Below are 26567 nucleotides of genomic sequence, written 5' to 3' on the forward strand. Positions count from 1 at the left end.
GCGGGCGGAGTGACAGAAGAAAAGTTTGAATTTCTACTTATTTACCCATCTTTGCAATCAATCAAACGGCGGTGGTGCCAGTACCTCACGGTTACCGTTATGCCCCTGCTCGCTGACAATTCCCTGCGCTTCCATCTGCTCAATAATACGCGCCGCGCGGTTATAGCCAATGCGGAACTGACGCTGAACACCGGAGATGGAGGCTTTACGTTTTTCAGTGACGAAGTTAACAGCCTGGTCGAAGAGAGGATCCAACTCTTCACCGCCGTCAAAACCGCCACCCGCGCCCCCTTCGCTTTCGCTGTCTGACGTGATGCCATCGACATATTGCGGACGACCACGCGCTTTCCAGTCCTGCACCACCGCATGCACTTCCTGGTCGCGAACAAACGCACCGTGCACACGCACAGGCGCAGAGGTGGAGTTCGGCCCGGAGTACAGCATGTCCCCCATGCCGAGCAGGGATTCTGCTCCGCCCTGGTCAAGGATGGTACGCGAGTCAATTTTGCTGGATACGGTAAAGGCAATACGCGTTGGTATATTGGCTTTAATCAGGCCGGTGATAACGTCAACGGAAGGACGCTGAGTCGCCAGTACCAGGTGAATACCAGCAGCACGGGCCTTCTGCGCCAGACGCGCAATCAACTCTTCCACTTTTTTGCCAACAGTCATCATCAGGTCAGCAAATTCGTCCACCAGTACCACGATGTACGGCAGTTTTTCCAGCACCGGATGCTGCACATCCATACTGTCACCCGGTTTCCAGTACGGATCCGGAATCGGACGGCCCATCCGCGCAGCTTCGGCAATTTTTTCGTTATAACCCGCCAGGTTACGGACACCGAGCGCAGACATCAGCTTATAGCGACGTTCCATTTCGTTGACGCTCCAGCGCAGGGCATTGGCGGCGTCTTTCATATCTGTCACCACTTCGGTCAACAGATGCGGAATACCTTCGTAAACGGAAAGCTCCAGCATTTTCGGGTCGATCATGATAAAGCGCACCTCTTCCGGCGTCGCTTTATACAACATGCTGAGGATCATCGCGTTGACGCCCACAGATTTACCGGAACCCGTAGTCCCTGCTACCAGAAGGTGCGGCATCTTCGCCAAATCGGCAATCACCGGATCGCCTGCGATATCTTTCCCCAGCACCACGGTAAGTGGCGACGGGCTTTCGCGGAACTTCACGCAGTCCAGTACTTCACGCAGGTACACGGTTTGACGTTTTTTGTTCGGCAATTCCAGACCAACATAAGGTCTTCCGGGGATCACTTCCACCACACGCACCGCGACGGTCGACAATGAACGCGCCAGGTCACGGGAGAGGTTGGAAATTCGCGCCGCTTTCACGCCCGGTGCCAGATTCAGTTCAAAACGGGTAATAACCGGACCTGGCGAGTAGTTCACTACATCCGCTTTAATGCGGAAATCCGCCAGACGCGCTTCAACCAAACGCGCCATCTGTTCAAGCGCAAAGGTATCTACTGGCTCAACTTCAGTCGGCGGCGGGGTCAAAAGATCCAGCGAAGGAAGCGGCGTTGTCGGTTTGGGTACCGGACGACTGTCGCCATTACGCATTAACAGCGGGTGAATCAGACTCTCTTGTACCTGCGGCGCAGGTTGCTGCGTCTGCTGTGCCGCAGCGTGCTGATACTGATGCTGTGCAGGTTGCTGATAATGATGCGGCTGTTGCACCGATTGTTGATGCTGCTGGACTGGCGGTTCCGAATCCGGCATCACACCCGGCGTAAACAGCGGTTCACTCGGGCCATCATCCACCAGCGCTTTCATCGGTGAGAATTCAAAATCGTCCGGCATAAATGCCTGCATACCGGCAGGTTGCTCCCGGGAATAACGTTGTTGCTGCGAAGCAGCAAACTGACGGGCGAGTTCGGCTTCTTCCGCTTCTTCCTCGCTCAGCTGCGGTTGCGCGTGATAGTGCGGTGTATCATGATGGTACGCTTCACCATAGCGATCGTGCTGCGTCGCGGCAAACTGGCGCGCCAGCTCATTCTGTTGCTGCATATCCGCATCGTCGTCATCATGATGATGTACTTCTTCGCGTTCTTCGCGCGCGCGCTCTTCAGCCATACGCTGTGAAGGCAGCTTGATGCCATAGGACGCCAGTTCACGGCGCGTAGGCACGCGCACACGATTAGGTCGCGGGAGCTGCGGGCCTATCCCCTCTTTCACCTGTGGACGCGGTGCCCCTCCGGCAGCAAGGCTGAACACTGGAGCGGCAGCGGCAACGGTAGCGGCACTACTGCCAGTTGTCTGCTGCACACTTGCCGCAATGGGTGCAACAAGGTTCGGCTCAGTAGCGGGCGCAGACGGTATAACCGGTTCGGCCGGTTTCGGTATGGGCATTGCGCTGGCGGGTTCAGGAATCGGCTGATACCAGGCGGCAAGCTGTTCGCGTTCGCGAGCGCGTTTCTCTTCCACCTCTTCAAAGTAATAAAGCGGCGGCCGCGCCTGTTTCACCTCTTCAACAATCGGCTCAGGTTCAGATGTCGGCTCTGGCGCAGGGGAAATCTGTGGTTCATTCTGCCACGGCAGCGGATCATGCTGTGGTGGTTGAGCGTACAGCGCCTCTTCATGTGGTTGCGGTGTTACCGGTGCATCCGGGCTCCAGGTGTCTCGCTCTACGGGTTGCTGCCATTCTGGCGACGCGTACTGGACTGGCTGGTACGGCGCATCGTGGGATTCCTGCGCATACTGTGCAGACTGCTGAGGCGCATCCGCAGTCGCCGACGAGGTCTGGGCATAGGGCCATTCCACTTCCGGCTGCGGCGCATCGACGTAAGGTTCGGCAGGAGCGGCATAGGCCTGTGCTGCAGTGGTGGCCGCGGCGGCGGCAGCCAGTGGAGCGGCTATGCTACGACCATTCATCAGCGGATCGTACTCTTGCTCCGCTTCCGTCGCACGATGCCCGGAAAACAGTACATCATCAGCATCTGCGGGAATGCCACGCGCACTGTAAACAATGTCGTCCGCATCGTCGTCCATCCGCTTGCCGGAGAACAACGCTTCGTCAGTTTTACGCCCCATAGGGTTGGCAAACTTCTCGGCGATGCGTTTACGACGCGCCAACGCACCGCGCAGAATACGGGTCCGACGGGATTCCTGTGAGGCACTCTGCGGCGCGTCGTGGTACTCATCCTCTTCTTCATACTCATCATCATCCACCCACGTGTCGTCACGTCGGGTGCGATTGCTGGCAAAAGTCAGGATGTTAAGAATAACGCTGCCAATCTTCTCGGCGATGGTGACCCAGGACCAACCGGTGAACAAGGTCAGACCGGCGGCCCAAATGCACAGCAGCGCAAGTGTGCCACCGCTGCTGCGTAACAGCGGTTGCAGCGTGGTGCTTAGCAGACTGCCAATCACGCCGCCTGAGGCAAAATACCAGATATCGTCTGCGTTGATGGCCGCCAGACCACACGAGGTCAGGATCAGTGCCAACGCGCCAATCATGCGCAACGAGACGGCGAAATAGTCAATGTAATCTTCACTGGCCCGGTGGCGATACGCGAACCAACAGCCACCGATAATGATCACTGGGATGGTGTACGCCATCACGCCAAAGATGAAAAACAGCGTATCTGCAAGCCATGCGCCTGGCGCACCGCCCAGATTATGGATGGGTTCATGCCACGCCGTTTGCGACCAGCTCGGGTCGGACGGGTTAAAGCTCAGGAGCGCCGCCATGAGCCAAACGGCAAAAAGTGAAACGAGGATCAGCAACGCCTCCAGGAGTCGACGCCCGCTGCTTAACTTGGTCAGTGTGACTTCTTTGTCTTCTGTGTATTCCTGGCTCAAGACAGGCTCTCCAGGTCCTTGATGCTAAAACGGACAACAGCGCCGGGTTTCCCCGGCACTGTTGCTGTATGGATTAACAGGAGTGTAATCAAAAAACAGCGATTTTGCACCTGTTCCGTGTTAGCGCGTCTTAATTACCAGACGATTGCTCTGTTTGACTTCTTCCATCACCACATATGTGCGGGTGTCGTTAACGCCCGGCAGACGCAGCAGGGTTTCCCCTAACAGTTTGCGGTATGCCGACATATCCGGCACGCGCGTTTTCAACAGGTAGTCAAAATCGCCTGAGACCAGATGACACTCTTGAATTTCTTCAAGTTTTTGCACTGCGGAGTTAAATTGTTCAAACACATCCGGCGCGCCACGATTCAGAGTAATCTCAACAAAAACCAGAAGTGATGCATCCAGATAATGCGGGTTCAGCAGCGCAGTATAGCCCTGAATAAACCCTTGTCTTTCCAACCTGCGCACACGCTCAAGGCACGGCGTAGGGGAAAGTCCCACTCGTTTAGAAAGCTCGACGTTAGAAATACGCCCATCTTTTTGTAATTCGTTAAGAATATTACGGTCGATGCGGTCGAGATCTTTACCAGGGCGCTTTTTACTATCTACCATTATTATTGTCTCTCTGTATTCCTTCCCTACTCCTGTCTTGACCCTGTGCACTTCACTGTTCAGGATCGTTGCCCGTCGCGTTACGTCCGCGTGTGTTAAAATTGGTACGGCGCGTAATCCAGGGGCTATATTAAGAAGACCGTTGCCTGACGGCAGCTATCGATATCACGGATGGCGTCTGTCCACGCCATGCGTAGATTTCACTAGCCCGGTAAAAATGGTATTTACATGCATGAACTTGGGTCACGCGCGAAACACTGCTTTTTTCTTCCTTTGATGTTTTCGCAAATGCGCAGGGGATTGTCAAAGCAAAACATCTTTTTTTAGTACAACATGCCAGATATTCATCAGCACCACCCCGTAATCCTCATTTAATCACCTTATAACTGACTTTTTCTCAGTAGAAATTGTTATGTTTGGGCAGCAAAATGACGCTCTGTCATCGGTCATTGCTATTACACATATCGTTAACAAAATCGCTGCACTCTTTTTTTACGCTGGCAAATTCCCTACAATCCAGCCCAATGTCTGCCAAACAAAAATGAGGATCTCATGGGTACGGCCAAACACAGTAAGCTGCTTATCCTTGGTTCAGGCCCTGCCGGTTATACCGCTGCGGTCTATGCTGCGCGCGCAAATCTGCAGCCGGTGTTAATTACCGGTATGGAAAAAGGCGGTCAGCTCACCACCACCACTGAAGTGGAAAACTGGCCGGGCGACCCGCACGATCTGACCGGGCCATCGCTGATGGAACGCATGCATGAGCATGCCACTAAATTCGATACTGAAATCATTTTCGACCATATCAACAGCGTTGATTTACAGAACCGACCGTTCCGCCTGACTGGCGACAGTGGCGAATACACCTGTGATGCATTGATCATTGCTACTGGTGCGTCCGCACGTTACCTCGGCCTCGCCTCTGAAGAAGCATTCAAAGGCCGCGGTGTCTCCGCCTGCGCCACCTGTGATGGTTTCTTCTACCGCAACCAGAAAGTCGCCGTGATCGGCGGCGGCAATACGGCTGTCGAGGAAGCGCTATATCTGGCGAATATCGCCTCTGAAGTGCACCTGATCCACCGTCGCGATACATTCCGCGCTGAAAAGATCCTGATTAAGCGTCTGATGGATAAAGTGGAAAGCGGCAACATCGTGCTGCATACCCACCGCACACTTGAAGAAGTAACAGGCGATCAGATGGGGGTCAGCGGCCTGCGTCTGCGTGATACACAGAACGCCGACAACGTCGAATCACTGGAAGTCGCGGGTCTGTTTGTGGCTATCGGCCACAGCCCGAACACAGCGATTTTCGAAGGCCAACTGGCGCTGGAAAATGGCTACATTAAAGTGCAGTCCGGTATCCACGGTAATGCGACGCAAACCAGCATTCCTGGCGTCTTTGCGGCAGGCGACGTGATGGATCATATCTATCGTCAGGCGATCACGTCCGCCGGAACAGGCTGCATGGCGGCGTTGGACGCAGAGCGTTATCTCGACGGTCTGGCTGAACGTAAATAATCTTTACAAGTCAGTAACAAAGGTAAAAAAGGCGACTATAAGTCGCCTTTATTTTTGCCCCGATGTAACATTGCGCAGACTAAAAATCCGATAACTTCACCTGCAAAGCGCGCAATGAATAAAACCCGTCAACAAGAGCTTACCCGCTGGTTAAAACAGCAAAGTATTATTTCCCGTCGCTGGCTGACGGCTTCCCGCCTTCTCGGCGCCGTCAGCGGCGTGCTAATTGTGGCGCAGGCATGGATCCTTGCACGCATCCTTAATCATATGATTATGGAAAATATCCCACGCGAAGCCCTGTTACTGCCCTTCGCGATGCTGGTGCTGATCTTTATTCTTCGCAGTTGGGTGGTGTGGATGCGCGAACGCGTGGGGTTTCATGCCGGAGCGCATATTCGCTTCGAGATCCGCCGCCGCGTGCTCGATCGCTTGCAACAGGCGGGCCCGGCCTGGATTCAGGGTAAACCCGCGGGAAGCTGGGCGACACTGATCCTCGAGCAAATCGACGATATGCACGACTTCTATGCCCGCTATTTACCGCAGATGGCGTTGGCGGCCAGCGTGCCATTGCTGATTGTTATCACCCTGTTTCCCATCAACTGGGCCGCTGCGCTAATCTTGCTTGGCACCGCCCCTCTAATTCCGCTCTTTATGGCAATGGTCGGTATGGGGGCTGCAGATGCCAATCGCCGCAACTTTAAAGCGCTGGCGCGATTGAGCGGTCATTTCCTTGATCGTCTGCGAGGTATGGAAACATTACGTATCTTTGGCCGCGGTGCAGCAGAAACCGACAACATTCGCCATGCTTCACAAAACTTCCGCAGCCGTACCATGGAAGTGTTACGCCTCGCTTTTCTCTCGTCCGGCGTACTGGAGTTTTTTACCTCACTGTCGATCGCAGTGGTCGCCGTCTATTTTGGCTTCTCTTATCTCGGTGAACTCGATTTTGGTCACTACGGAACAGGCGTCACGCTGTTTGCCGGTTTCCTGGCGCTGGTGCTGGCACCGGAATTTTTTCAACCGTTACGCGATCTCGGTACGTTTTACCACGCGAAAGCCCAGGCGATAGGTGCTGCCGACAGCCTGAAAACCTTTATGGAAGCACCTTTAGCCCATCCACAACGCGGTGAAATCACGCTGAAAGCCGATGAGCCGATTACGCTCACGGCCAGTAACCTGATCCTCAAATCGCCGGAAGGCGCAGTGCTTGCCGGACCGCTCAATTTCACGCTACCCGCCGGGCAGCGCGTTGTTCTGGTCGGGCGCAGCGGCTCAGGGAAAAGTTCGCTGATAAATGTGCTGTCGGGCTTTCTGCCCTATGAAGGCTCGCTGCGAGTCAATGGCATCGAACTGGGCGATCTGGATCCGGACGCCTGGCGCGCCGTCATAAGCTGGGTAGGGCAAAACCCGCAGCTTCCGGCGGCGACCCTGCGAGACAATATTCTGCTTTCACGCCCGGATGCCAGTGAAGAAGCGTTACAGGCGGTGCTGGAAAAAGCCTGGGTGAACGAGTTTCTGCCGATGTTGCCGGAGGGTCTTGAAACGCAACCCGGCGATCAGGCCGTCCGTCTTTCCGTCGGTCAGGCGCAGCGTGTAGCTGTAGCCCGTGCCCTGCTCTCGCCCTGCAAACTGTTATTGCTGGACGAGCCTTCAGCCAGTCTGGATGCCCACAGCGAGCAGCGCGTCATGCAGGCATTGAATGACGCCTCTCGCCAGCAATCCACGCTGATGGTGACCCATCAGTTGGAAAACCTCGCTGAGTGGGATGCGATTTGGGTGATGCAGAATGGCCAGATTATCGAGCAAGGCACTTATGCCGCGCTTTCCTCTGCGCAGGGGGCATTTGCCGACCTTCTTGCTCATCGTCAGGAGGAGATTTAAATGCGCGCGTTGCTGCCTTATCTTGCATTGTATAAACGCCACAAATGGATGCTGACATTGGGCGTGATCCTCGCGATTGTTACACTGCTCGCCAGTATTGGTTTGTTGACGCTCTCTGGCTGGTTTCTTTCCGCATCTGCGGTGGTCGGCGTTGCCGGGATCTACAGCTTCAACTATATGCTCCCCGCTGCCGGCGTCCGCGGTGCGGCGATTACTCGTACCGCCGGTCGCTACTTTGAGCGTCTGGTCAGCCACGATGCCACATTCCGCGTACTGGAACATCTGCGCGTATCAACCTTCAGCAAGCTGTTACCGCTCTCCCCTGCCGGTTTAGCCCGCTTTCGCCAGGGCGAATTGCTGAACCGCGTGGTTGCCGACGTTGACACCCTCGATCATCTGTACTTGCGCGTGATTTCCCCTCTGGTGGGTGCGCTGGTGGTGATTATTGTAGTGATGGTTGGCCTGAGCGTGTTGGATGTGTCGCTGGCGCTGATGCTGGGCGGGATCATGTTGGCAACGTTGTTTATTCTGCCGCCGCTGTTTTATCGCGCGGGCAAGCCCACCGGTGAGAATCTCACCACCTTGCGCGGTCAGTATCGCCAGCAGCTCACCAGTTGGTTGCAAGGACAGGCGGAACTGACGCTGTTCGGTGCCAGCGAGCGCTACCGACAGGAGCTGGAAAATACCGAGCTGAGCTGGCATGACGCCCAGCGTCGTCAGTCCGATCTTACCGCCGTCTCGCAGGCAGTGATGTTGCTGATCAGCGGTGCGGCGGTGATCGCCATGCTGTGGTTTGCTTCCGGTGGTGTGGGTGAAAACACACAGCCAGGCGCACTGATCGCACTTTTCGTCTTCTGCGCGCTGGCAGCGTTTGAAGCGCTGGCACCGGTCACGGGGGCTTTTCAGCATCTCGGTCAGGTCATCGCGTCTGCAACGCGCATTACCCAACTCACCGAATGCGAACCGGAAGTGACATTCCCTCAAAATACGACCGCCGCGCCAGAACAGGTCGCCGTGCAGCTTGATGCACTGTCGTTTAGCTATCCCGGTCAACCACAACAGGCGCTGGACAACATAACGTTGTCAATTTCCGCCGGGGAACATGTGGCAATCCTCGGGCGCACCGGTTGCGGTAAATCCACATTGCTGCAGCTACTTACACGCGCATGGGATCCGCAGCACGGTGAAATTCGCTTGAATGACCAGCCAATGAGGGACTTTTCTGAGCCGGTATTACGTAGCCTTATCAGCATGGTGCCGCAGCGCGTGCATCTGTTTAGCGCCACCCTACGCGACAACCTGTTACTTGCTGCACCCCACGCCAGCGATGAGCAGTTAACCGCAATGTTGATGCGCGTCGGGCTGGAAAAACTGCTCGATGATAGTGGCCTGAATGCATGGCTGGGTGAAGGCGGACGTCAATTGTCGGGCGGGGAGCTGCGCCGTCTGGCGATTGCCCGTGCGTTACTGCATGATGCCCCGCTGGTCTTACTGGATGAGCCAACAGAGGGCCTGGATGCGTCAACCGAGAGCCAAATCCTTGAATTACTGGCTGAAGTAATGAAAGGAAAAACCCTCTTGATGGTCACTCATCGCCTGCGTGGGTTGTCGCGTTGCGATCGCATAATTGTGATGGACAACGGACAAATAATTGAGCAAGGTAATCACGCAGCGTTAATGGCGAAACAGGGGCGGTACTACCAGTTTAAGCAGCGTCTGTAAGTGTATATTCGTCATTTTGCCGTTCCTGCTACGGCACCACTAAAGTAAAACGGCCAAAATGACGATATTAACCTGTGTCCCTCGTCGCGTTGTGGAGCACTGAAGTCATGCGCCTGGTGCAGCTTTCTCGTCATTCTATCGCGTTTCCGTCGCCCGAAGCGGCGTTGCGTGAACCCAATGGGCTTCTGGCGCTGGGCGGCGATCTGAGTCCGGCGCGCCTGTTGATGGCCTACCAACGCGGTATTTTTCCGTGGTTTTCCCCAGGCGATCCCATCCTTTGGTGGTCCCCGGATCCACGCGCAGTGCTATGGCCCGAGTCTTTTCACGTGAGCCGCAGCATGAAACGTTTTCACAAAACCTCCCCTTATCGCGTCACATTGAATCATGCCTTCGGTCAGGTGATTGATGGATGCTCACAGGATCGCGATGAAGGCACCTGGATCACGCCAGACGTGGTGATGGCGTACCACCGGCTTCATGAGTTGGGACATGCACACTCAATTGAAGTCTGGGAAGATGATGAACTGGTCGGCGGTATGTATGGTGTTTCGCAAGGGGCGCTATTCTGCGGTGAATCGATGTTTAGCCGCCGGGTGAATGCGTCAAAAACCGCCCTGCTGGTGTTTAGCGCTGAATTTGTGCGTCGCGGCGGAAAATTAATTGATTGCCAGGTACTCAATAATCACACAGCCTCACTGGGCGCTGTAGAGATCCCGCGCCGGGATTACCTGCTGCACCTTGCCGATATGCGTAAACACCCCTTACCGTCCCATTTTTGGGTGCCACGAACGCTGTTTTTATCCCTCTGACGAATGTTTTCGGCACATTTTTTATCAGGGTGTTATAATGGACGCTCAGAGCCGCTTTTGCCTGTTGCCCCGCCTCATCCGGGAATGGTTCGTATCAGGGATGCCCTTCGTTTATCTCATCGCTCCCCTTTACGGATGCGCGTTTCGCGCGTCGTGACTTGTGGCGTGAGGGCAATATGCAAAAGTCGTTTTGCTGCGTTTTATCAGCACAAATCTTTACTTAACAGACGAACTTCGGCATTATCTTGCCGGTTCAAAAATTATGGTAGTGATACCCCCGAGGATTAGATGGCCAAAGAAGACAATATTGAGATGCAGGGCACCGTTCTTGAAACGTTGCCTAATACGATGTTCCGCGTAGAACTGGAAAATGGTCACGTGGTCACTGCGCATATCTCTGGTAAAATGCGTAAGAACTACATCCGTATTCTGACGGGTGATAAAGTGACTGTGGAACTGACCCCGTACGACCTGAGCAAAGGCCGCATTGTCTTCCGTAGCCGCTAAGATCTTTCGCCAGCACAGTTAAGTGCACACATTCTAAAGGCCGGGTAATCCCGGCCTTTTGTTTTTCTGTTTTCGCATTCCCTCGCAGATTAAACTTCAATCACCCAAGACAATTGTCTATACTTGGATATGACAAATGTCTGCATAAAGGAGGGACAATGAGAACCTGGAGTCCGGATCAAAAACCGGCTGAAAATGCGCTCTGGCGCTTTGCCGGTTTCCCCGCAAATAGAGGACTTAAGCTCGTTCAGATGCTAAATGAAGGTTTGCCCGTCAGCATCCTCGATAATATCCATGAATGGACGGAAATGTCCCGTTCCGATATTTTGCGCGTAACAGGAATTAATGAACGCAACGTCGCCCGCCGTAAAAGCACCGGTCGGACATTAACACCGGAAGAGAGCGAACGCATTGCGCGTCTGGTCAGAGTGGTCGATGCTGCGGTGCAGTTTTTCGGCAACAAAAAGATGGCATATGACTGGTTGCAAGCACCCGTTCGCGGTTTGGGCAACGTTGCGCCGATCTCGTTAATCGCCACTGAAAGCGGCGCGCTGGAAGTAACCGATCTGATTGGCCGTCTGGAACATGGGGTGTTTGCTTGATTTTCTATCGCCTTGTGACGCACCGCTACGCCAGCGAAGCCTGGACTGGCAGCGGTGCAAACCTCTTTGGTGGTAGATGGAATCATAAAGGTCACCCGGCTGTTTACGTCGCGTCGTCCATTTCACTGGCGGCGCTGGAAATGCTGGTACATGTGCACAGCGACACTGTTCTCACCCAGTACGGACTGTTCAGTATTGAGATACCCGATAACGATATTGAATACCTTGATAAACAATGGTTACCACCCGACTGGCAGGAAAACCCCGCCCCTCTCTCAACCATGGATCTCGGTACCGCATGGCTCGAAGCCAACAGTGGCGTTGCCCTGGTTCTGCCTTCCTGCGTGGTTCCACTCGAGAACAACGCTATGCTGAACCCACAACACCCGACTTTCAGCCAGTTGCTAAAAACAGTCAAAGCGCTTCCCTTTTCTTTTGATGCCCGCCTGGTTAATCAAACCACGTTGCGATAACGCCGTGTAAACCAGAAAAGATGTCACCCCGGGAAACTTCTTTTTCTTGACCATCCCCCCGCCTCTCGCCGTACTATCAGCAGCAAACATCATCAAAATTAATGATTGGCGAAAACATGGAACAGTCCGGACACAGTAATCACGTATTACTGCTTAGCGAATGGCAGGCTTTATTACACCAGACGCCTCCCACCGTTCACGATATTCTTACCGGCCTGGGCGATGAGGAGATCCGCCATCTGGTTAATGTTTTTTATGACTACATGCTTTCACATCATGAAAGCGAGCTGTTTCTCAGCACTGAACAAGTCAGTACGCGCCTCAGTCATAGCATGTTCCAGTGGTTACGCAGCGTGCTGGGCAGCGCCCGGCAAGATCTGTCGCAACTATTAGAAAAACAGCGTGAAATTGGCATCATTCACGCACGTATCGGCTTGCCAATTGACCTTGTTGCACGCGGGGCGCGTAAGCTGAAAAACGAGCTTTATCAGGTATTGCAGGCGAAAGAGACGATCCCGGCCGCCTTACTGAGTGAGATTATTTGCTTCAGTAGCCTGGCGATGGATACTGCGATAGAAGCGATGACGGTATCTTACTCACCCACCTACCAGAACTCCATGCAGGCACAGGAACAGTATCGCCTGCTGTCGATTTATGACGATGTGAATGTTGAGCGCGAACGGCAGATCAGCGCACTGACGAGCTGGGAAAACCAGTTTATCTACAATATCGCCACCGGGCTGCCGGCTGCGGATCTTATCCCTCTGGCAAAATCGGAATTCGGCATGTGGTTTTCTCATAAGGGCAAGCATCTGCTGGGCAACCCCAACATGCTGGCCAATATGGATACCCTGATAAAACAGGCAGACGAACACATTACGCAGGCGCTTACCCCGGCTCTGTCGCCGGTGGCGGAGTCGCGGATGGCGGTGTTGCAGGCGATACGCCAGCTTACCGGGCAGATCCACCGCTTGCTCGCATCGATGTTCGATGCGCTGGTTGAGCTTGAAAACGGTAAAGATCCGCTGACGCAACTGCTCAATCGCCGCTTTATTCCCACCATTATGCGCCGGGAGATTTCGCTGGCGTTGAATGTGCGTAAACCGTTTATTCTGGCCATGCTGGATATCGACCATTTTAAAAAAATCAACGACAACTACGGGCACAGCGCGGGCGATATCACGCTGAAAACCGTCGCCACCGTCATTTACGACCATTTTCGCAGTAGCGACTATGTGTTCCGCTACGGCGGCGAAGAGTTTATGGTTTTGCTGGTCGAGTCAGATTTAACCCAGGCGAAGATCATTCTGGAAGCGTTACGCCAGAAAATCGCCGCACTCAGTATTGAGGTATCCCCCACGCAACACTTCTCCGTGACCGTCAGCATTGGCTTCGTGGATTTTGATTATCACCCGGATTACAAACGCTTGATTGATAAAGCAGACCGCGCGCTCTACGCTGCTAAAGATCATGGGCGAAACCGTATAGAAGCGCACCCGCGGTGATCCCCCACTCTGCTTTCGCGTCTTCTCTGCTGTAGAGATAAAAAAACCGGGTCCACAGGAACCCGGTTTTTATGACGTCACAGCAGCAATTAATGGGCTGTTTCCGGCTTGTGCTTCTGAGCACTCTGGAAACCATACTCCAGCTCATTTTTCTCTTTGTTGAGGGTGACTGTAACCTGGCCGCCGTCCACCAACGAACCAAACAGCAGTTCATTGGCCAGCGGTTTTTTCAGGTTATCCTGGATAACACGCGCCATCGGGCGGGCACCCATCGCACGGTCATAGCCTTTTTCAGCCAGCCAGTCACGCGCTTCCTGACTGACTTCCAGCGACACGCCTTTCTGATCCAGTTGCACCTGGAGTTCGACAATAAATTTGTCGACCACCTGATGGATCACCGTTGTCGACAAGTGATCGAACCAGATAATGTTGTCCAGACGGTTGCGGAACTCCGGCGTGAAGATTTTTTTGATCTCTTCCATCGCATCGGTGCTGTTATCCTGGTGGATCAGGCCGATGGATTTACGCTCGGTTTCACGCACACCGGCGTTGGTGGTCATCACCAGCACCACGTTGCGGAAATCCGCTTTGCGCCCGTTATTATCGGTCAGCGTACCGTTATCCATGACCTGCAGCAGCAGGTTAAAGACATCCGGGTGCGCTTTTTCGATTTCATCAAGCAGCAGTACCGCATGCGGATGCTTGATCACCGCGTCGGTCAGCAGACCGCCCTGATCGAAGCCCACATAGCCCGGAGGCGCACCGATCAAACGGCTGACGGTGTGACGCTCCATATACTCGGACATATCGAAACGCAGCAGTTCAATACCCAGCGCTTTTGACAGTTGTACCGTCACCTCGGTTTTACCAACGCCAGTCGGGCCCGCGAACAGGAAGGAACCCACCGGTTTATGATCCTGACCCAATCCTGCACGGCTCATTTTAATGGCTTCGGTTAACGCCTCGATGGCTTTATCCTGACCAAACACCAGCATTTTCAGGCGATCGCCGAGGTTTTTCAGCGTGTCGCGGTCGCTCTGAGAAACACTCTTCTCAGGGATACGCGCGATACGGGCAACAACGGATTCGATATCCGCCACGTTGACGGTTTTCTTGCGTTTACTCACCGGCATAAGACGCGCGCGCGCGCCCGCTTCGTCGATGACGTCAATCGCTTTATCCGGCAGATGACGATCGTTGATGTATTTCACCGCGAGTTCCACCGCCGCACGTACGGCTTTCGCCGTGTAACGTACATCGTGGTGCGCTTCGTACTTCGGTTTCAGGCCATTGATAATCTGCACCGTTTCTTCAACAGACGGCTCAGTGATATCAATTTTCTGGAAGCGGCGTGCCAGGGCGCGATCTTTTTCAAAGATATTGCTGAATTCCTGATAGGTAGTGGACCCCATCACGCGAATTTTACCACTGGAAAGTAGCGGCTTAATCAGGTTCGCGGCATCCACCTGGCCGCCAGACGCAGCACCCGCACCGATGATAGTGTGGATCTCATCGATAAACAGAATGCTGTTATTGTCCTGCTCCAGCTGTTTCAGCAGCGCTTTGAAACGTTTTTCGAAATCACCGCGGTATTTCGTGCCCGCCAGAAGAGAACCAATATCCAGCGAGTAGATGGTGCAGTCAGCCATCACTTCCGGCACATCACCCTGCACAATACGCCAGGCCAGACCTTCTGCGATGGCGGTTTTGCCCACGCCGGACTCCCCCACCAACAGCGGGTTATTTTTGCGACGGCGGCACAGCACCTGAATCGCGCGTTCCAGCTCTTTACCCCGGCCAATCAGAGGATCGATGCCTCCTACGCGAGCAAGTTGATTAAGATTGGTGGTGAAGTTTTCCATACGTTCCTCCCCGCCTGCTTGCTCTTCGCTGCTCGCCTGGCTGTTGCCTGTGCTCCCTGCGTCAGATGATGGCCCCGGCTCGTCTTTGCGCGTGCCGTGAGAGATAAAGTTCACCACGTCGAGGCGGCTAACTTCATGTTTGCGGAGAAGATAAGCCGCTTGCGACTCCTGCTCACTAAAGATGGCAACCAACACGTTCGCCCCGGACACTTCGCTACGGCCGGAAGACTGCACATGAAACACCGCGCGCTGAAGAACACGCTGGAAACTGAGCGTCGGCTGCGTGTCGCGCTCTTCCTCACTCATAGGCAGAACGGGTGTGGTTTGTTCGATGAAGGCTTCGAGTTCCTGTCGCAGCGCCACCAGGTCCACGGAACACGCTTCCAGCGCTTCGCGGGCCGAGGGGTTACTGAGCAGAGCCAGTAACAAGTGCTCGACGGTCATAAACTCATGTCGGTGCTCGCGCGCTCTGGCGAAAGCCATGTTTAAACTGAGTTCCAGTTCTTGATTGAGCATAGGCACCTCCCCCAAGTTTTATTGCCTGTATTCAGGCTCTTTCCAGCGTACACAGCAACGGATGTTCATTCTCCCTGGCATACTTGTTCACCATAGAGACTTTCGTCTCCGCGACCTCGGCAGTGAAAACACCACAAATGGCCTTCCCGTGATAGTGAACCGTGAGCATCAGTTGCGTTGCGCGCTCTACATCATAAGAAAAGAACTTTTGTAGCACGTCAATAACAAATTCCATTGGCGTGTAATCATCGTTCATTAACATCACTTTATACATAGATGGCGGTTTCAGCGCGTCGCGCAGTTTCTCATCCGCCAATTGTTCAAAATCCAGCCAGCTGTTGCTCTTACCCATCGTTAGCATTTCATCTTAGGTTACAGGTTCCGACGACATTTAATCGGCCGATAAAATGAGTCTAGATGCATTTTCAATCTACATCAGATGTCAGATAACAATCATCTATCGTTACCATCCGCGACGGCTGTCACATTCTTTCTTAATAGCGTTAACTGCTTCAAAATTTTGATGCGTGGCCTCCCAGAACCCCAGCCAAACGCTTGACGCGTTATCCGATTTCTCTAAATTGTACTCTCGAGAGTTGGCGAGGTTTTGAACAGCCCCCACACTCTGCCACCGGTTCATTCCATCTTACTTAAATAAGATTTACGAAGGATGTCGAAGCATGGAAACGGGTACTGTTAAGTGGTTCAACAATGCCAAAGGGTTTGGTTTCATTTGCCCTGAAGGCGGCGGCGAAGATATCTTCGCACATTACTCCACCATTCAAATGGATGGTTACAGAACGCTAAAAGCCGGGCAAACTGTCCGGTTTGATGTACACCAGGGCCCTAAAGGCAATCATGCCAGCGTCATCGTGCCCGTCGAAGCAGAAGCTATGGCCTGACGCTTCATCATTTATTGTGTACATGCCCCGGATAAAATGCCAGCCCAACAGGCTGGCATTTTTATTACTCTCGCGCCAGCGCGTCCACTGGATCCAGCCGTGCAGCGTTGCGCGCCGGCAACCAGCCAAACAACACGCCGGTGAAGGTTGAACACAAAAACGCGGTCAACAGCGCCACTGGCGAAAAACCAATTTCCCAGCCGGGTAAAAAAAGCTGCAGCGTCATGGCAATCACCATTGACAGCGTCACCCCCAGCGCGCCGCCCACCAGGCAAACAAATACCGCCTCGATCAAAAACTGCGACAGCACATCGCTCGCCCTTGCACCAACCGCCATGCGAATGCCGATTTCGCGCGTACGCTCAGTGACTGACACCAGCATGATGTTCATCACGCCAATACCGCCGACCAGTAACGAAATGACTGCGACCAACGTGAGGAACAATTGAAGAGTACGTGTGGTCTTTTCCGCGGTTTTCAAGACGCCGTCCATATTCCAGACGAAGAAATCTTTTTTACCATGACGCAGCATGAGCAAACGTGTGAGCTGCTGCTCTGCCTGCTCGCTGCTGTACCCTTCATTCACGCGCACGGTTATTGAGTTCAGCCATGACTGACCCATAATCCGCCCGGCAATGGTGCTGTAGGGCAACCAGACACGCAGGATCTTACTGCTGCCAAACATAGACTGCTTCTCTTCCGCCACGCCAATCACCGTTGCGGGCATATTGCCCACGAGGATCACCTCGCCCACCACGCTGGCCTTATTGGGAAACAACTGACGCCGGGTATTACTGTCGAGCACCACCACCTGTGCCCGTCCTTTCAGTTGCTCATCATTAAACGATGCGCCTTCACTGAACGTCATGCCGTACACATTGAAGTACTGCCCGCTGACGCCATTCGCGCTGGCGGCAATATCAATGTTGTCCGTGCGCAGACGCAAATTTTGCGAAACAGACGGCGTGGCAGAACGCACCCACGGCTGCTTCTGAATTGCGGTCAGATCGTCATATTTCAGTGCTTGTCGGTATTGCGGGTCGTCATCGCCAAAATCTTTTCCGGGGTAAACGTCAATGGTGTTGGTGCCAATGGAGCGGATATCCGCCAGCACCAGCTGTTTCGCCGCGTCGCCGACCACCACAATCGATACAACCGATGCAATGCCGATAATAATGCCGAGCATGGTCAACAGGGTGCGCATCTTATTGGCTGCCATGGCGTGCCAGGCCATCGTCAGCGCCTCGTGAAAACGGCTGATAAACTGCCGCCATCCGCCAGCTTGCGTTAATCCCTCCTCCTCATGCGCTGACGTTATCGCTTTCGCCCTGGCCGGAGGATTGCTGATAAGCTCACCATCGCGGATTTCAATCACGCGCTCCGCCTGCGCCGCAACCTGCGGGTCGTGCGTGACGATAATCACCGTATGCCCACGATCGCGTAATTGATGCAGAATGGCCATCACCTCTTCACCAGAGCGGCTATCCAGTGCGCCAGTAGGTTCATCCGCGAGGATCACCTGACCGCCATTCATCAGCGCACGGGCAATACTCACCCGCTGCTGCTGCCCACCAGAAAGCTGGGCAGGCAGATAATCCGCGCGGTCACCCAGCCCAAGACGCGACAGCAATGCACGCGCGCGGACCAACCGCGTTTTACGTTCTGTGCCTGCATAGACCGCGGGCACTTCCACGTTTTGCGCCGCACTTAAATGCGAAAGCAAATGGTAACGCTGGAAGATAAAACCAAAATGGTCGCGACGTAACTGCGCCAGCGCGTCACTACTGAGTGTGGACACGTCGGTGCCAGCCACCCGGTAAGTGCCGCTGCTGGGCTTATCCAGGCAACCAAGAATATTCATCAGCGTGGATTTTCCGGAACCGGATGCCCCGACAATGGCCACCATTTCCCCGGCATGGATCTCCAGATTAATGCCCTTCAGCACCTCAACTTGCCCATCGCCGGAAGGATAACTACGCCGGATAGCGTTCAGCGTCAGCAATGCGCTCATTGCGCCGCACCATGCTTCAGTTCGCCGGTGACCACTTCTTCCCCGGCATCCAGCCCTTTGACAATCACCACTTCGGTGTCATTACGCGCCCCTAGCATCACCTCGCGATCGCGGGTTTCCCCATTGCGCAGCACTTTCACTTTGTAGCGGTTATCGCCAACCGGATCGCCAAGTGCCGCCAGTGGAATGGTCAGTACATTTTTTATTCCCGCCAGTTGGATATGCACTTGCGCGGTCATATCAAGACGCAGGATGCCCTGCGGGTTTGGCACTTCAAAGCGGGCATAATAGAAAATCGCGTCGTTAACTTTCTCCGGCGTCGGCAGAATATCTTTTAAGGTTCCTTCATAGCGGGTGCCAGGATCACCCAGCACCGTGAACCAGGCTTTCTGCCCTGGTTTCAGGTGGATCACATCCGCTTCGGAGACCTGCGCTTTCACCAGCATGGTGCTCATATCCGCCAGCGTCAGGATGGTCGGCGCCTGTTGCACCGCAATCACCGTTTGCCCCTGTAGAGTGGTGATTTGCGTCACTTCGCCCGCCATCGGTGCGAGAATGCGCGTGTAATCAAGGTTGGTTTTTGCAGTGTCCAGCGTTGCCTGGTTGCGCTTAATCTGCGCATCAATGGTGCCAATCTGCGCCTCTTTTACCGCCACATCCGTGGCGGCAGTGTCCAAATCCTGGCGCGAAATCAGATGGCTTTTCACCAGTTGTTGCTGGCGCGCCAGCGTCACCTGCGCCAGTTTTAGCTCGGCCTGTGCCTGACGGCGCTGCGCACGCAGCTCCATCAACGTTGCTTCCACTTCTTTAATCTGGTTTTGCGCTTGTTCCGGATCGATAACGCCAAGCAGCTGATCTTTCTTAACCTTGTCACCAATGCTGACCGATAGCGTTTTCAACTGGCCATTGACCTGTGCGCCGACGTCAACTTTGCGTAACGCATCCAGTTTGCCGGTCGCCAGGACACTCTGCTGCAACTCCCCCGGGCGGACAATTAACGTCTGATATTGCACAACTGGCGCGTTGAGTTTTCCCCACAGCCACCCTGCCGCCAGCAGAATCAACACTGACAGCACAATGATCCACGTCCTGCGTTTTCCCTTCAGTTTCATAAAAATTCCAGATTGTCGGACTGTGCGTTGTATAGAGACCAATCTTAACTAAACAAAACATCAACGAAACAGAAAATTCTTAATTTCTCCATTTTTCATTTATCTGGCGTTGAGAATCCTCCTGCTTGAATAACTTTCTCCCGTATTTTCCGGATTTCATCATGTCCAGCATTGCTGATGCCGCTTCAACTGAATTACCTCTTCCAACGACTGCCTGGCAGCTTTTCCGCGCATTGACGTCCGGTGCACTGACGCCGGGCCTGGCCTGGAAAAACCCGGCCTACCGGCGAAAATTTTTGCTGCGCTCGCTGTGCACGCCGATCAGTACCGCCAGTTACCTGGCGCGGCTTGCCAAATTGCCGCAACTGGCGCAGATCCTTCAGGTTCAGCCCGGTTTGCCGTGTCGATTGCATCGTCCCTGGTTGTCGATCAATATCAACCGTGAACAGGCGGCAAATGCCCTGTGCTGGCACTATGAAAATACGCTACAGCGACTTCCTGTTGCGTTGACGCATGCTTATCTGAGCAAAACCGGCGCAGATCTGGCCATACTGAACGGCAAAGACGAGCAAACGTATTTCCTGCGGCTGCACGCCAACGCCATGCAGGATAAAGAGGGCGAGGCGACGCTGGAATTCTGCGATACGCAACAAACAACCCTGGCAGAACTTACGTTTACGCTCTGTCCGTTTGAGGGAAAAAGCACACTCTATATCGGTGGACTACAGGGTGCAAAAGCCCATGTACCGCATGAACTGATTCAAAGCGCGACGAAAGCCTGCCATGGTCTGTTCCCGAAACGACTACTGGTGGAAGCTGCCATGACGTTGGGGCAATTCCTGGCGGTAGATGAAATCCGTGCCGTCAGCAACGAAACGCATATCTATCGCAGTGTGCGCTATCGCCGGAAAAAACAGGGGAAATTGCATGCGGATTACAACAGCTTCTGGGAATCCCTGGGGGCGGTGGCCGACAGCCATGGCGATTTTGTGCTACCCCCGGTGATGCCGCGTAAATCCATGGAAGAGATTGCCAGTAAAAAACGCGCGGAATACCGCCGCCGCTACGAGCTGCTCGACAGCCTGCATGCGCAGACTGCCCATCGTTGCCAGAACTAATCGGCTCTCCCGCGCGCCAGCCATAGCACGCGGGAAAACATCTTACGAAACAGAGGTGGCACTGCGTCCACACCGCGTCTTCCTGCTTCCATCGCCACTTCAATCGCCAGATCCGGTTTCGAGGATCGATGAATCGCTTTGGTGATCACACGCCGCATATTCATCGGCACTTTTTCCGGTAACTGCGCCACGCGATGGTAAACATCGGCAAACCCCTCCCGGTACATAAAATGCTCCATATCCAGCGAGGGAAGTTCCGTTAAGTGCTCGCGCACGTGGTCACGATCGTTATCCAGCAGACCACGCACGGTCGCGGAATACTTTCTCCCCGCTTCGTCGCCATCCACCAGCACATGCCATTCAATACCCATCCGGCGGGCAAATTTAATCAGCGGTTTTAAACCTGACTGGGCGAACTCAATCACTTTCACCCCTTCAGCATCGAAATGATGACCACACTGACGCGCCAGCTCGTTAATCACCCAATTTTCGGTTTCCCCTTCCACCAGTAGCCAGCAGCGGGCAAACAACGAGGAGGGGCGATTGACGCGAATATGAAATGAAATTCGCCGGGCATCTTCCGTGCTTAACCCCCCCGGCCCGAGGCGCCAGGCTGCAACGCGGGCAGACTCACGCACCAGCCGGCATACCTGTTCAACCGGCGTCATCGACAGCAATTCGCCCGAATTTGTGGTGGTAATCTGTTGTAATGGCAGCAGATTCAGCAATTGCCAGGCCACCGATAACATAATCGGATGCAGCCGCGTTTCGGGATCTTCCACCAATAACAATGGCCGCGCGTCGCGATCGAGATGCACCGTCCCTTTCGCCTGCAACAGGGTGGAGAAAAAGCCCAACAGGATCACCCGGTACATGCGTCCACCGGGTTTGTCGATCATCCGGTTGATAATGTCCAGGTAGCGCCAACTACGCTGCTCATCATGGGAACGGCGTCGCATCAGGCGCTGACGCGATGGCCCGCTCCCCTGCTCGGCAAAATAGTGCTCCAGCAGTTGCACCATCGCGGATAAACCGTGACGGATCTGCCCGTCAGTCAGGTTTTGCGGTCGCGAAATTAACTCACGAGAAAGGAAATCAAGCTGGCGCGCGGTGGTTTCCATTTCCGGCCGGTCAGGCATTGAACCATTACGAATACGTCGCATAAAGCGTGCATCCCGTAAACGCAGCACCGGCGACAAGCGCACCAGATGGCGGGCGCTTTCATCAATGTCCGGCAACGGAATAAGCTGCCCCTCGGCATCCAGAAAACCGCGCAGTGTCATGACGCTGCCATCTTCAGACAACTCCCCCTCATGACGATAAAACAGCCGGCGATAGCCATCGTTACTGGCGACCCAACAATCTGCCAGCGGCCTGTAACGCCGTACGCGATAGCGGCCCGGCGCTGATTCACGAAAGGTCAGAATGATATGTAAATGGTGTTCGCGCCCCTGCACATCCCCCGGCGGAAACCAGAAGTCATCTCGCACAAAGTGGTAGAGATCGGTTTCCGGCGAGAGCAGCAACGTGAGCGCATCCAGCAGACTCGACTTACCCCAGGCATTCTCCCCAATCAGCACGTTATTCTGTTCAAGCATCAGCGATAATCGGTTGATACCGCGAAATCCAACAATATCCACGCGCTCCAGAATCATGAATCCTCCGGCATTGCCTGCCTTTTCCCATCCAGTTCTCAGCAAAGTATAGCGGGATGAAAAGCCGCAGATCATGTGCTAAGTACAAAATTTTATTGATAAATATGTATCAGAAACAGACCCGGCTCGCCTATTCTGCTGTTTTGCTACTCTCCTGAAATTTACCCGGTTTCGTGGCTTTACTCCCCTTCCGGCGTTCGGTAGTGTGTTGCCCGGATGTTTTAACTTTGCAAGGATTCGGGCTGTTCATGCTTTCAGGATTGTTAATTATTCTTCTGCCACTGGTTGTGGGTTATCTTATTCCGCTGCGACACAAGGCCGCACTTAAACTTATCAATAAGTTGCTAAGCTGGATTGTGTATTTGATCCTGTTTTTGATGGGCATCAGTCTCGCCTTTCTGGATAATCTCAGCGCCAATTTATTGTCAATCTTCCACTACACGACGGTCAGCGTGGTGGTGATCCTGCTCTGTAACGCAGCGGCATTATTGTGGCTGGAACGCACGCTCCCCTGGCGACATCAGCATCAACAAGAAAAATTGCCATCACGTATTGCGATGGCGCTGGAATCCCTGCGCCTGTGCGGGGTGGTGGTGATCGGTTTTGTCCTCGGCCTTAGCGGGTTGGCATTTTTACAGCATGCCACTGAAGCCAGTGAATATACGTTGATTTTCCTGCTGTTCCTGGTGGGGATCCAGTTGCGTAATAGCGGCATGACGCTCAAACAGATTGTCCTGAACCGGCGCGGTATGATCATCGCGGTCGTGGTGGTGGCAAGCTCACTCGTTGGCGGCGCGATAAACGCTCTGATCCTCGGTTTACCGCTCAAAACCGGCCTCGCCATGGCCTGCGGATTTGGCTGGTATTCGCTCTCCGGCATTTTGCTCACCGAATCCTTCGGTCCGGTGATTGGCAGCGCCACGTTCTTTAACGATCTGGCGCGAGAGTTGATCGCTATTGTGCTGATTCCGGGGCTGGTTCGTCGCAGCCGCTCAACCGCACTGGGGCTTTGCGGGGCCACCTCCATGGACTTCACCTTACCCGTACTGCAACGTTCTGGCGGGCTGGAGCTGGTTCCGGCCGCCATTGTGCACGGTTTTCTGCTCAGCTTGCTGGTTCCGCTACTGATGGCATTTTTCTCTGCCTGATACCCCTTTGGCGGTAGATCGCTGCCGCCAAACTTGCGCTAAATCAATCTCCCCTTAATTTGCATGCAAAAGCGCTTTTAAGCCTTCCCACACCAGCATAATCTTAAACATGTATTCTAAATATAACTTTAACCTTCATTAAAGGTGTGACCATGTTTTGTGTGCAATGTGAACAAACCATCCGAACTCCGGCGGGAAATGGCTGTGCGTACGCGCAGGGGATGTGCGGCAAAACCGCAGAAACCTCCGACCTGCAGGATTTGCTGATTGCCGCGTTACAAGGGCTCTCCGCCTGGGCCAGCAAAGCGCGTGAGTACGATCTGATTGACCATGAGATCGACAACTTCGCGCCACGCGCATTCTTCTCCACGCTGACCAACGTGAACTTCGACTCCACGCGCATTGTGGGTTATGCCCGCGAAGCAATTGCCAAACGTGAAGCGCTGAAAACCCTCTGCCTCTCTATTGATCCGCAGGCAAGTGTCGACAACCCGATGGCGTCCCTGCAACTGGTGAGCGACGATCTGGGCGAACTGCAACGCCAGGCCGCTGATTTCACACCGAACAAAGATAAAGCCACCATTGGCGAAAATATCCTCGGTCTGCGTCTGCTGTGCCTGTATGGTCTGAAAGGTGCTGCGGCGTATATGGAACACGCCCATGTACTGGGACAGTACGACAACGATATCTATGCGCGTTACCACAAAATTATGGCATGGCTTGGTACCTGGCCTGCTGATATGAACGCGCTGCTGGAATGTTCAATGGAAATCGGCCAGATGAACTTCAGCGTAATGCGTATTCTCGACGCGGGTGAAACCAGCATGTATGGTCACCCGACGCCAACCCAGGTGAATGTTAAAGCGGTAGCCGGTAAATGCGTACTGATTTCCGGTCATGACCTGAAAGATCTCTACAACCTGTTGCAACAAACCGAAGGTACCGGCGTTAACGTCTATACCCACGGTGAAATGCTGCCCGCCCATGGCTACCCGGAACTGCGCAAATTTAAGCATCTTGTGGGTAACTACGGCAGCGGCTGGCAGAATCAGCAGGTGGAATTTGCCCGCTTCCCTGGCCCTATCGTGATGACCTCCAACTGCATTATCGACCCGACCGTTGGCGCTTATGACGATCGTATCTGGACCCGCAGCATTGTCGGTTGGCCGGGTGTTAACCACCTGGAAGGCGACGATTTTGCCCCGGTGATCCGCCAGGCGCAGCAAATGGCCGGTTTCCCGTTCAGCGAAATCGAACACCTGATCACCGTCGGTTTTGGTCGTCAGACGCTGCTCGGCGCCGTGGATTCCCTGATCGATCTGGTCAGCCGTGAAAAACTGCGTCATGTCTTCCTGGTAGGCGGTTGTGACGGTGCACGCGGCGAACGTAGCTACTTCACCGACTTCGCCACCCAGGTGCCGGACGACTGCCTGATCCTCACGCTGGCGTGCGGTAAATACCGCTTTAACAAACTCGATTTTGGCAACATCGAAGGGCTGCCGCGTCTGATCGATGCTGGTCAGTGCAACGACGCCTACTCCGCAATTATTCTTGCAGTCACCCTGGCAGAAAAACTGGGCTGCGGCGTTAACGATTTACCGCTGTCGCTGGTGCTGTCATGGTTTGAACAGAAAGCGATTGTGATCCTGCTGACCCTGCTCTCCCTCGGCGTGACAAACATTGTCACCGGTCCAACAGCGCCGGGCTTCCTGACTCCGGATCTGCTGGCCGTGCTGAATGAGAAATTCGGTCTGCGCCAGGTGACGACCGTCGAACAGGATATGCAGCAGTTGCTGAGCGCGTAAGGAGCAGATCATGACCATGCCAACCCCTCAGTGCCCGTGGCGTATGCAGGTTCATCACATCCGGCAGGAAACGCCGGATGTCTGGACGTTGTCGCTGATGTGCCATGATTACTACCCGTACCGTGCCGGACAATACGCGCTGGTAAGTATTCGCAACAGCGCGGAAACGCTGCGTGCCTATACCCTTTCGTCCACGCCGGGCGTCAGCGAGTACATTACGCTGACCGTGCGTCGCATTGACGATGGCGCAGGCTCGCAGTGGCTAACGCGGGACGTAAAACGCGGCGATTATCTGTGGCTTTCCGCAGCGCAGGGGGAATTTACCTGCGATAACGAACCCAACGATAAGCTGTTGCTGCTGGCGGCAGGGTGCGGCGTGACGCCGATCATGTCCATGCGTCGCTGGCTGGCGAAATATCGCCCGCAGGCCGATGTGCAGGTGATCTTTAACGTTCGTTCGCCGGAAGATGTGATTTTTGCCGATGAATGGCGCGACTATCCGGTCACACTGGTGGCGGAAAATAACGCAACCGCCGGTTTTGCCGCTGGCCGTCTGAGCCGGGAACTGCTTAACGCTGTACCGGATTTGGCTGCGCGTACGGTGATGACCTGTGGCCCGGCACCGTATATGGACTGGGTAGAGAGTGAAGTGAAAGCGCTGGGTGTGACGCGTTTCTTTAAAGAGAAATTCTTTACGCCGGTAGCGGAAGCCGCCACCAGCGGGCTGAAATTCAGCAAGCTCTCGCCAATGAAAACGTTCTATGCGCCAGTGGGCAGTTCGCTTCTTGAGGCATTGGAAAGCAACAAAATGCCGGTGGTGGCCGCCTGCCGCGCTGGCGTGTGCGGTTGCTGTAAAACGCAGGTGATTTCCGGGGAGTATACCGTCAGTAGCACCATGACGCTGACGGAACAGGAGATTGCCGACGGTTACGTACTGGCCTGTTCCTGCCACCCGCAAGGGGATTTAGTGCTGGCGTAATACAT

Annotated in this window: 20 protein-coding genes; 13 read left to right on the top strand and 7 right to left on the bottom strand. The window is 54.3% G+C overall.

Going from position 1 to position 26567, the window contains the following annotated elements; all coding sequences use genetic code 11:
• Positions 1–57 precede the first annotated feature (57 nt).
• Together GA0061071_RS08215 and lrp are read right to left on the bottom strand one after the other, a co-directional pair.
• Positions 58–3822 (bottom strand): DNA translocase FtsK 4TM domain-containing protein, encoded by a 3765-nt coding sequence (locus GA0061071_RS08215; protein WP_088237191.1) that lies wholly within the window; start codon positions 3820–3822, stop codon positions 58–60.
• Between the two features lie 120 nt (positions 3823–3942).
• On the bottom strand, positions 3943–4437 hold the full coding sequence (lrp, locus tag GA0061071_RS08220) for a leucine-responsive transcriptional regulator Lrp (RefSeq protein WP_002439523.1): 495 nt from the start codon (positions 4435–4437) through the stop codon (positions 3943–3945).
• Between the two features lie 552 nt (positions 4438–4989).
• On the opposite strand from lrp, the gene trxB reads away from it, so the two are divergent.
• The 8 genes from trxB to GA0061071_RS08265 all read left to right on the top strand — a co-directional run bounded on the left by trxB (position 4990) and on the right by GA0061071_RS08265 (position 13454).
• Complete coding sequence (gene trxB / locus GA0061071_RS08225; protein WP_088237190.1) at positions 4990–5955, top strand: thioredoxin-disulfide reductase; 966 nt, start codon at positions 4990–4992, stop codon at positions 5953–5955.
• Positions 5956–6069: 114 nt separating this feature from the next.
• The gene (cydD, locus tag GA0061071_RS08230; protein ID WP_088237189.1) at positions 6070–7836 is read left to right on the top strand and encodes a heme ABC transporter permease/ATP-binding protein CydD; all 1767 of its coding nucleotides are present in this window, start codon (positions 6070–6072) and stop codon (positions 7834–7836) included.
• Positions 7837–9558, top strand: a complete 1722-nt coding sequence (gene cydC, locus GA0061071_RS08235; RefSeq protein ID WP_088237188.1) for a heme ABC transporter ATP-binding protein/permease CydC — start codon at positions 7837–7839, stop codon at positions 9556–9558.
• A 107-nt stretch (positions 9559–9665) separates the two neighbouring features.
• Positions 9666–10367 carry a leucyl/phenylalanyl-tRNA--protein transferase gene (gene aat / locus GA0061071_RS08240; RefSeq protein WP_088237187.1) on the top strand — a complete coding sequence of 234 codons (702 nt, stop codon included), beginning with the start codon at positions 9666–9668 and terminating at the stop codon, positions 10365–10367.
• A gap of 288 nt (positions 10368–10655) precedes the next feature.
• Positions 10656–10874, top strand: a complete 219-nt coding sequence (gene infA / locus GA0061071_RS08250; protein ID WP_001040187.1) for a translation initiation factor IF-1 — start codon at positions 10656–10658, stop codon at positions 10872–10874.
• Between the two features lie 158 nt (positions 10875–11032).
• Entirely contained in the window at positions 11033–11476 is a 444-nt protein-coding gene (gene parS / locus GA0061071_RS08255; protein ID WP_088237186.1) for a type II RES/Xre toxin-antitoxin system antitoxin, read from the top strand.
• Positions 11473–11949, top strand: a complete 477-nt coding sequence (locus GA0061071_RS08260) for an RES family NAD+ phosphorylase (protein ID WP_061494660.1) — start codon at positions 11473–11475, stop codon at positions 11947–11949. The genes parS and GA0061071_RS08260 overlap by 4 nt, the downstream gene beginning before the upstream one ends.
• Positions 11950–12065: 116 nt before the next feature.
• Positions 12066–13454 (top strand): diguanylate cyclase, encoded by a 1389-nt coding sequence (locus GA0061071_RS08265; protein WP_061499941.1) that lies wholly within the window; start codon positions 12066–12068, stop codon positions 13452–13454.
• A gap of 89 nt (positions 13455–13543) precedes the next feature.
• On the opposite strand, the gene clpA is transcribed toward GA0061071_RS08265, so the two are convergent.
• Both clpA and clpS read right to left on the bottom strand, forming a co-directional pair.
• Positions 13544–15832: an ATP-dependent Clp protease ATP-binding subunit ClpA gene (gene clpA, locus GA0061071_RS08270; protein ID WP_061494659.1), complete on the bottom strand. Its 2289-nt coding sequence runs from the start codon at positions 15830–15832 to the stop codon at positions 13544–13546.
• Between the two features lie 31 nt (positions 15833–15863).
• On the bottom strand, positions 15864–16184 hold the full coding sequence (gene clpS / locus GA0061071_RS08275; RefSeq protein WP_061494658.1) for an ATP-dependent Clp protease adapter ClpS: 321 nt from the start codon (positions 16182–16184) through the stop codon (positions 15864–15866).
• A gap of 328 nt (positions 16185–16512) precedes the next feature.
• Between clpS and cspD the strand changes: the two genes are divergently transcribed.
• Positions 16513–16734, top strand: a complete 222-nt coding sequence (gene cspD / locus GA0061071_RS08280) for a cold shock-like protein CspD (protein ID WP_061494657.1) — start codon at positions 16513–16515, stop codon at positions 16732–16734.
• Positions 16735–16798: 64 nt separating this feature from the next.
• Here the strand turns inward: cspD and macB are convergent, their stop codons facing one another.
• Positions 16799–18745 carry a macrolide ABC transporter ATP-binding protein/permease MacB gene (gene macB, locus GA0061071_RS08285; RefSeq protein WP_061494656.1) on the bottom strand — a complete coding sequence of 649 codons (1947 nt, stop codon included), beginning with the start codon at positions 18743–18745 and terminating at the stop codon, positions 16799–16801.
• Positions 18742–19857, bottom strand: a complete 1116-nt coding sequence (gene macA, locus GA0061071_RS08290; RefSeq protein ID WP_088237184.1) for a macrolide transporter subunit MacA — start codon at positions 19855–19857, stop codon at positions 18742–18744. The genes macB and macA overlap by 4 nt, the downstream gene beginning before the upstream one ends.
• A 161-nt stretch (positions 19858–20018) precedes the next feature.
• Between macA and GA0061071_RS08295 the strand changes: the two genes are divergently transcribed.
• Complete coding sequence (locus GA0061071_RS08295; protein WP_088237183.1) at positions 20019–20975, top strand: VirK/YbjX family protein; 957 nt, start codon at positions 20019–20021, stop codon at positions 20973–20975.
• On the opposite strand, the gene GA0061071_RS08300 is transcribed toward GA0061071_RS08295, so the two are convergent.
• Entirely contained in the window at positions 20972–22630 is a 1659-nt protein-coding gene (locus tag GA0061071_RS08300) for an ATP-dependent endonuclease (protein WP_061494653.1), read from the bottom strand. The genes GA0061071_RS08295 and GA0061071_RS08300 overlap by 4 nt on opposite strands.
• 248 nt (positions 22631–22878) lie before the next feature.
• Here GA0061071_RS08300 and GA0061071_RS08305 point away from each other — a divergent pair, with 248 nt between their 5' ends.
• The 3 genes from GA0061071_RS08305 (at position 22879) to hcr (ending at position 26562) form a co-directional block, all read left to right on the top strand.
• Positions 22879–23778, top strand: coding sequence for a LysO family transporter (locus GA0061071_RS08305; protein ID WP_061494652.1), 900 nt, complete (start codon positions 22879–22881; stop codon positions 23776–23778).
• A gap of 152 nt (positions 23779–23930) precedes the next feature.
• Positions 23931–25583, top strand: a complete 1653-nt coding sequence (gene hcp, locus GA0061071_RS08310) for a hydroxylamine reductase (protein WP_088237182.1) — start codon at positions 23931–23933, stop codon at positions 25581–25583.
• A gap of 10 nt (positions 25584–25593) precedes the next feature.
• Positions 25594–26562, top strand: coding sequence for an NADH oxidoreductase (hcr, locus tag GA0061071_RS08315; RefSeq protein ID WP_061494650.1), 969 nt, complete (start codon positions 25594–25596; stop codon positions 26560–26562).
• Positions 26563–26567: the final 5 nt, after the last annotated feature.

The sequence above is a fragment of the Kosakonia oryzendophytica genome, from assembly GCF_900094925.1.
GTDB lineage: Bacteria > Pseudomonadota > Gammaproteobacteria > Enterobacterales > Enterobacteriaceae > Kosakonia > Kosakonia oryzendophytica.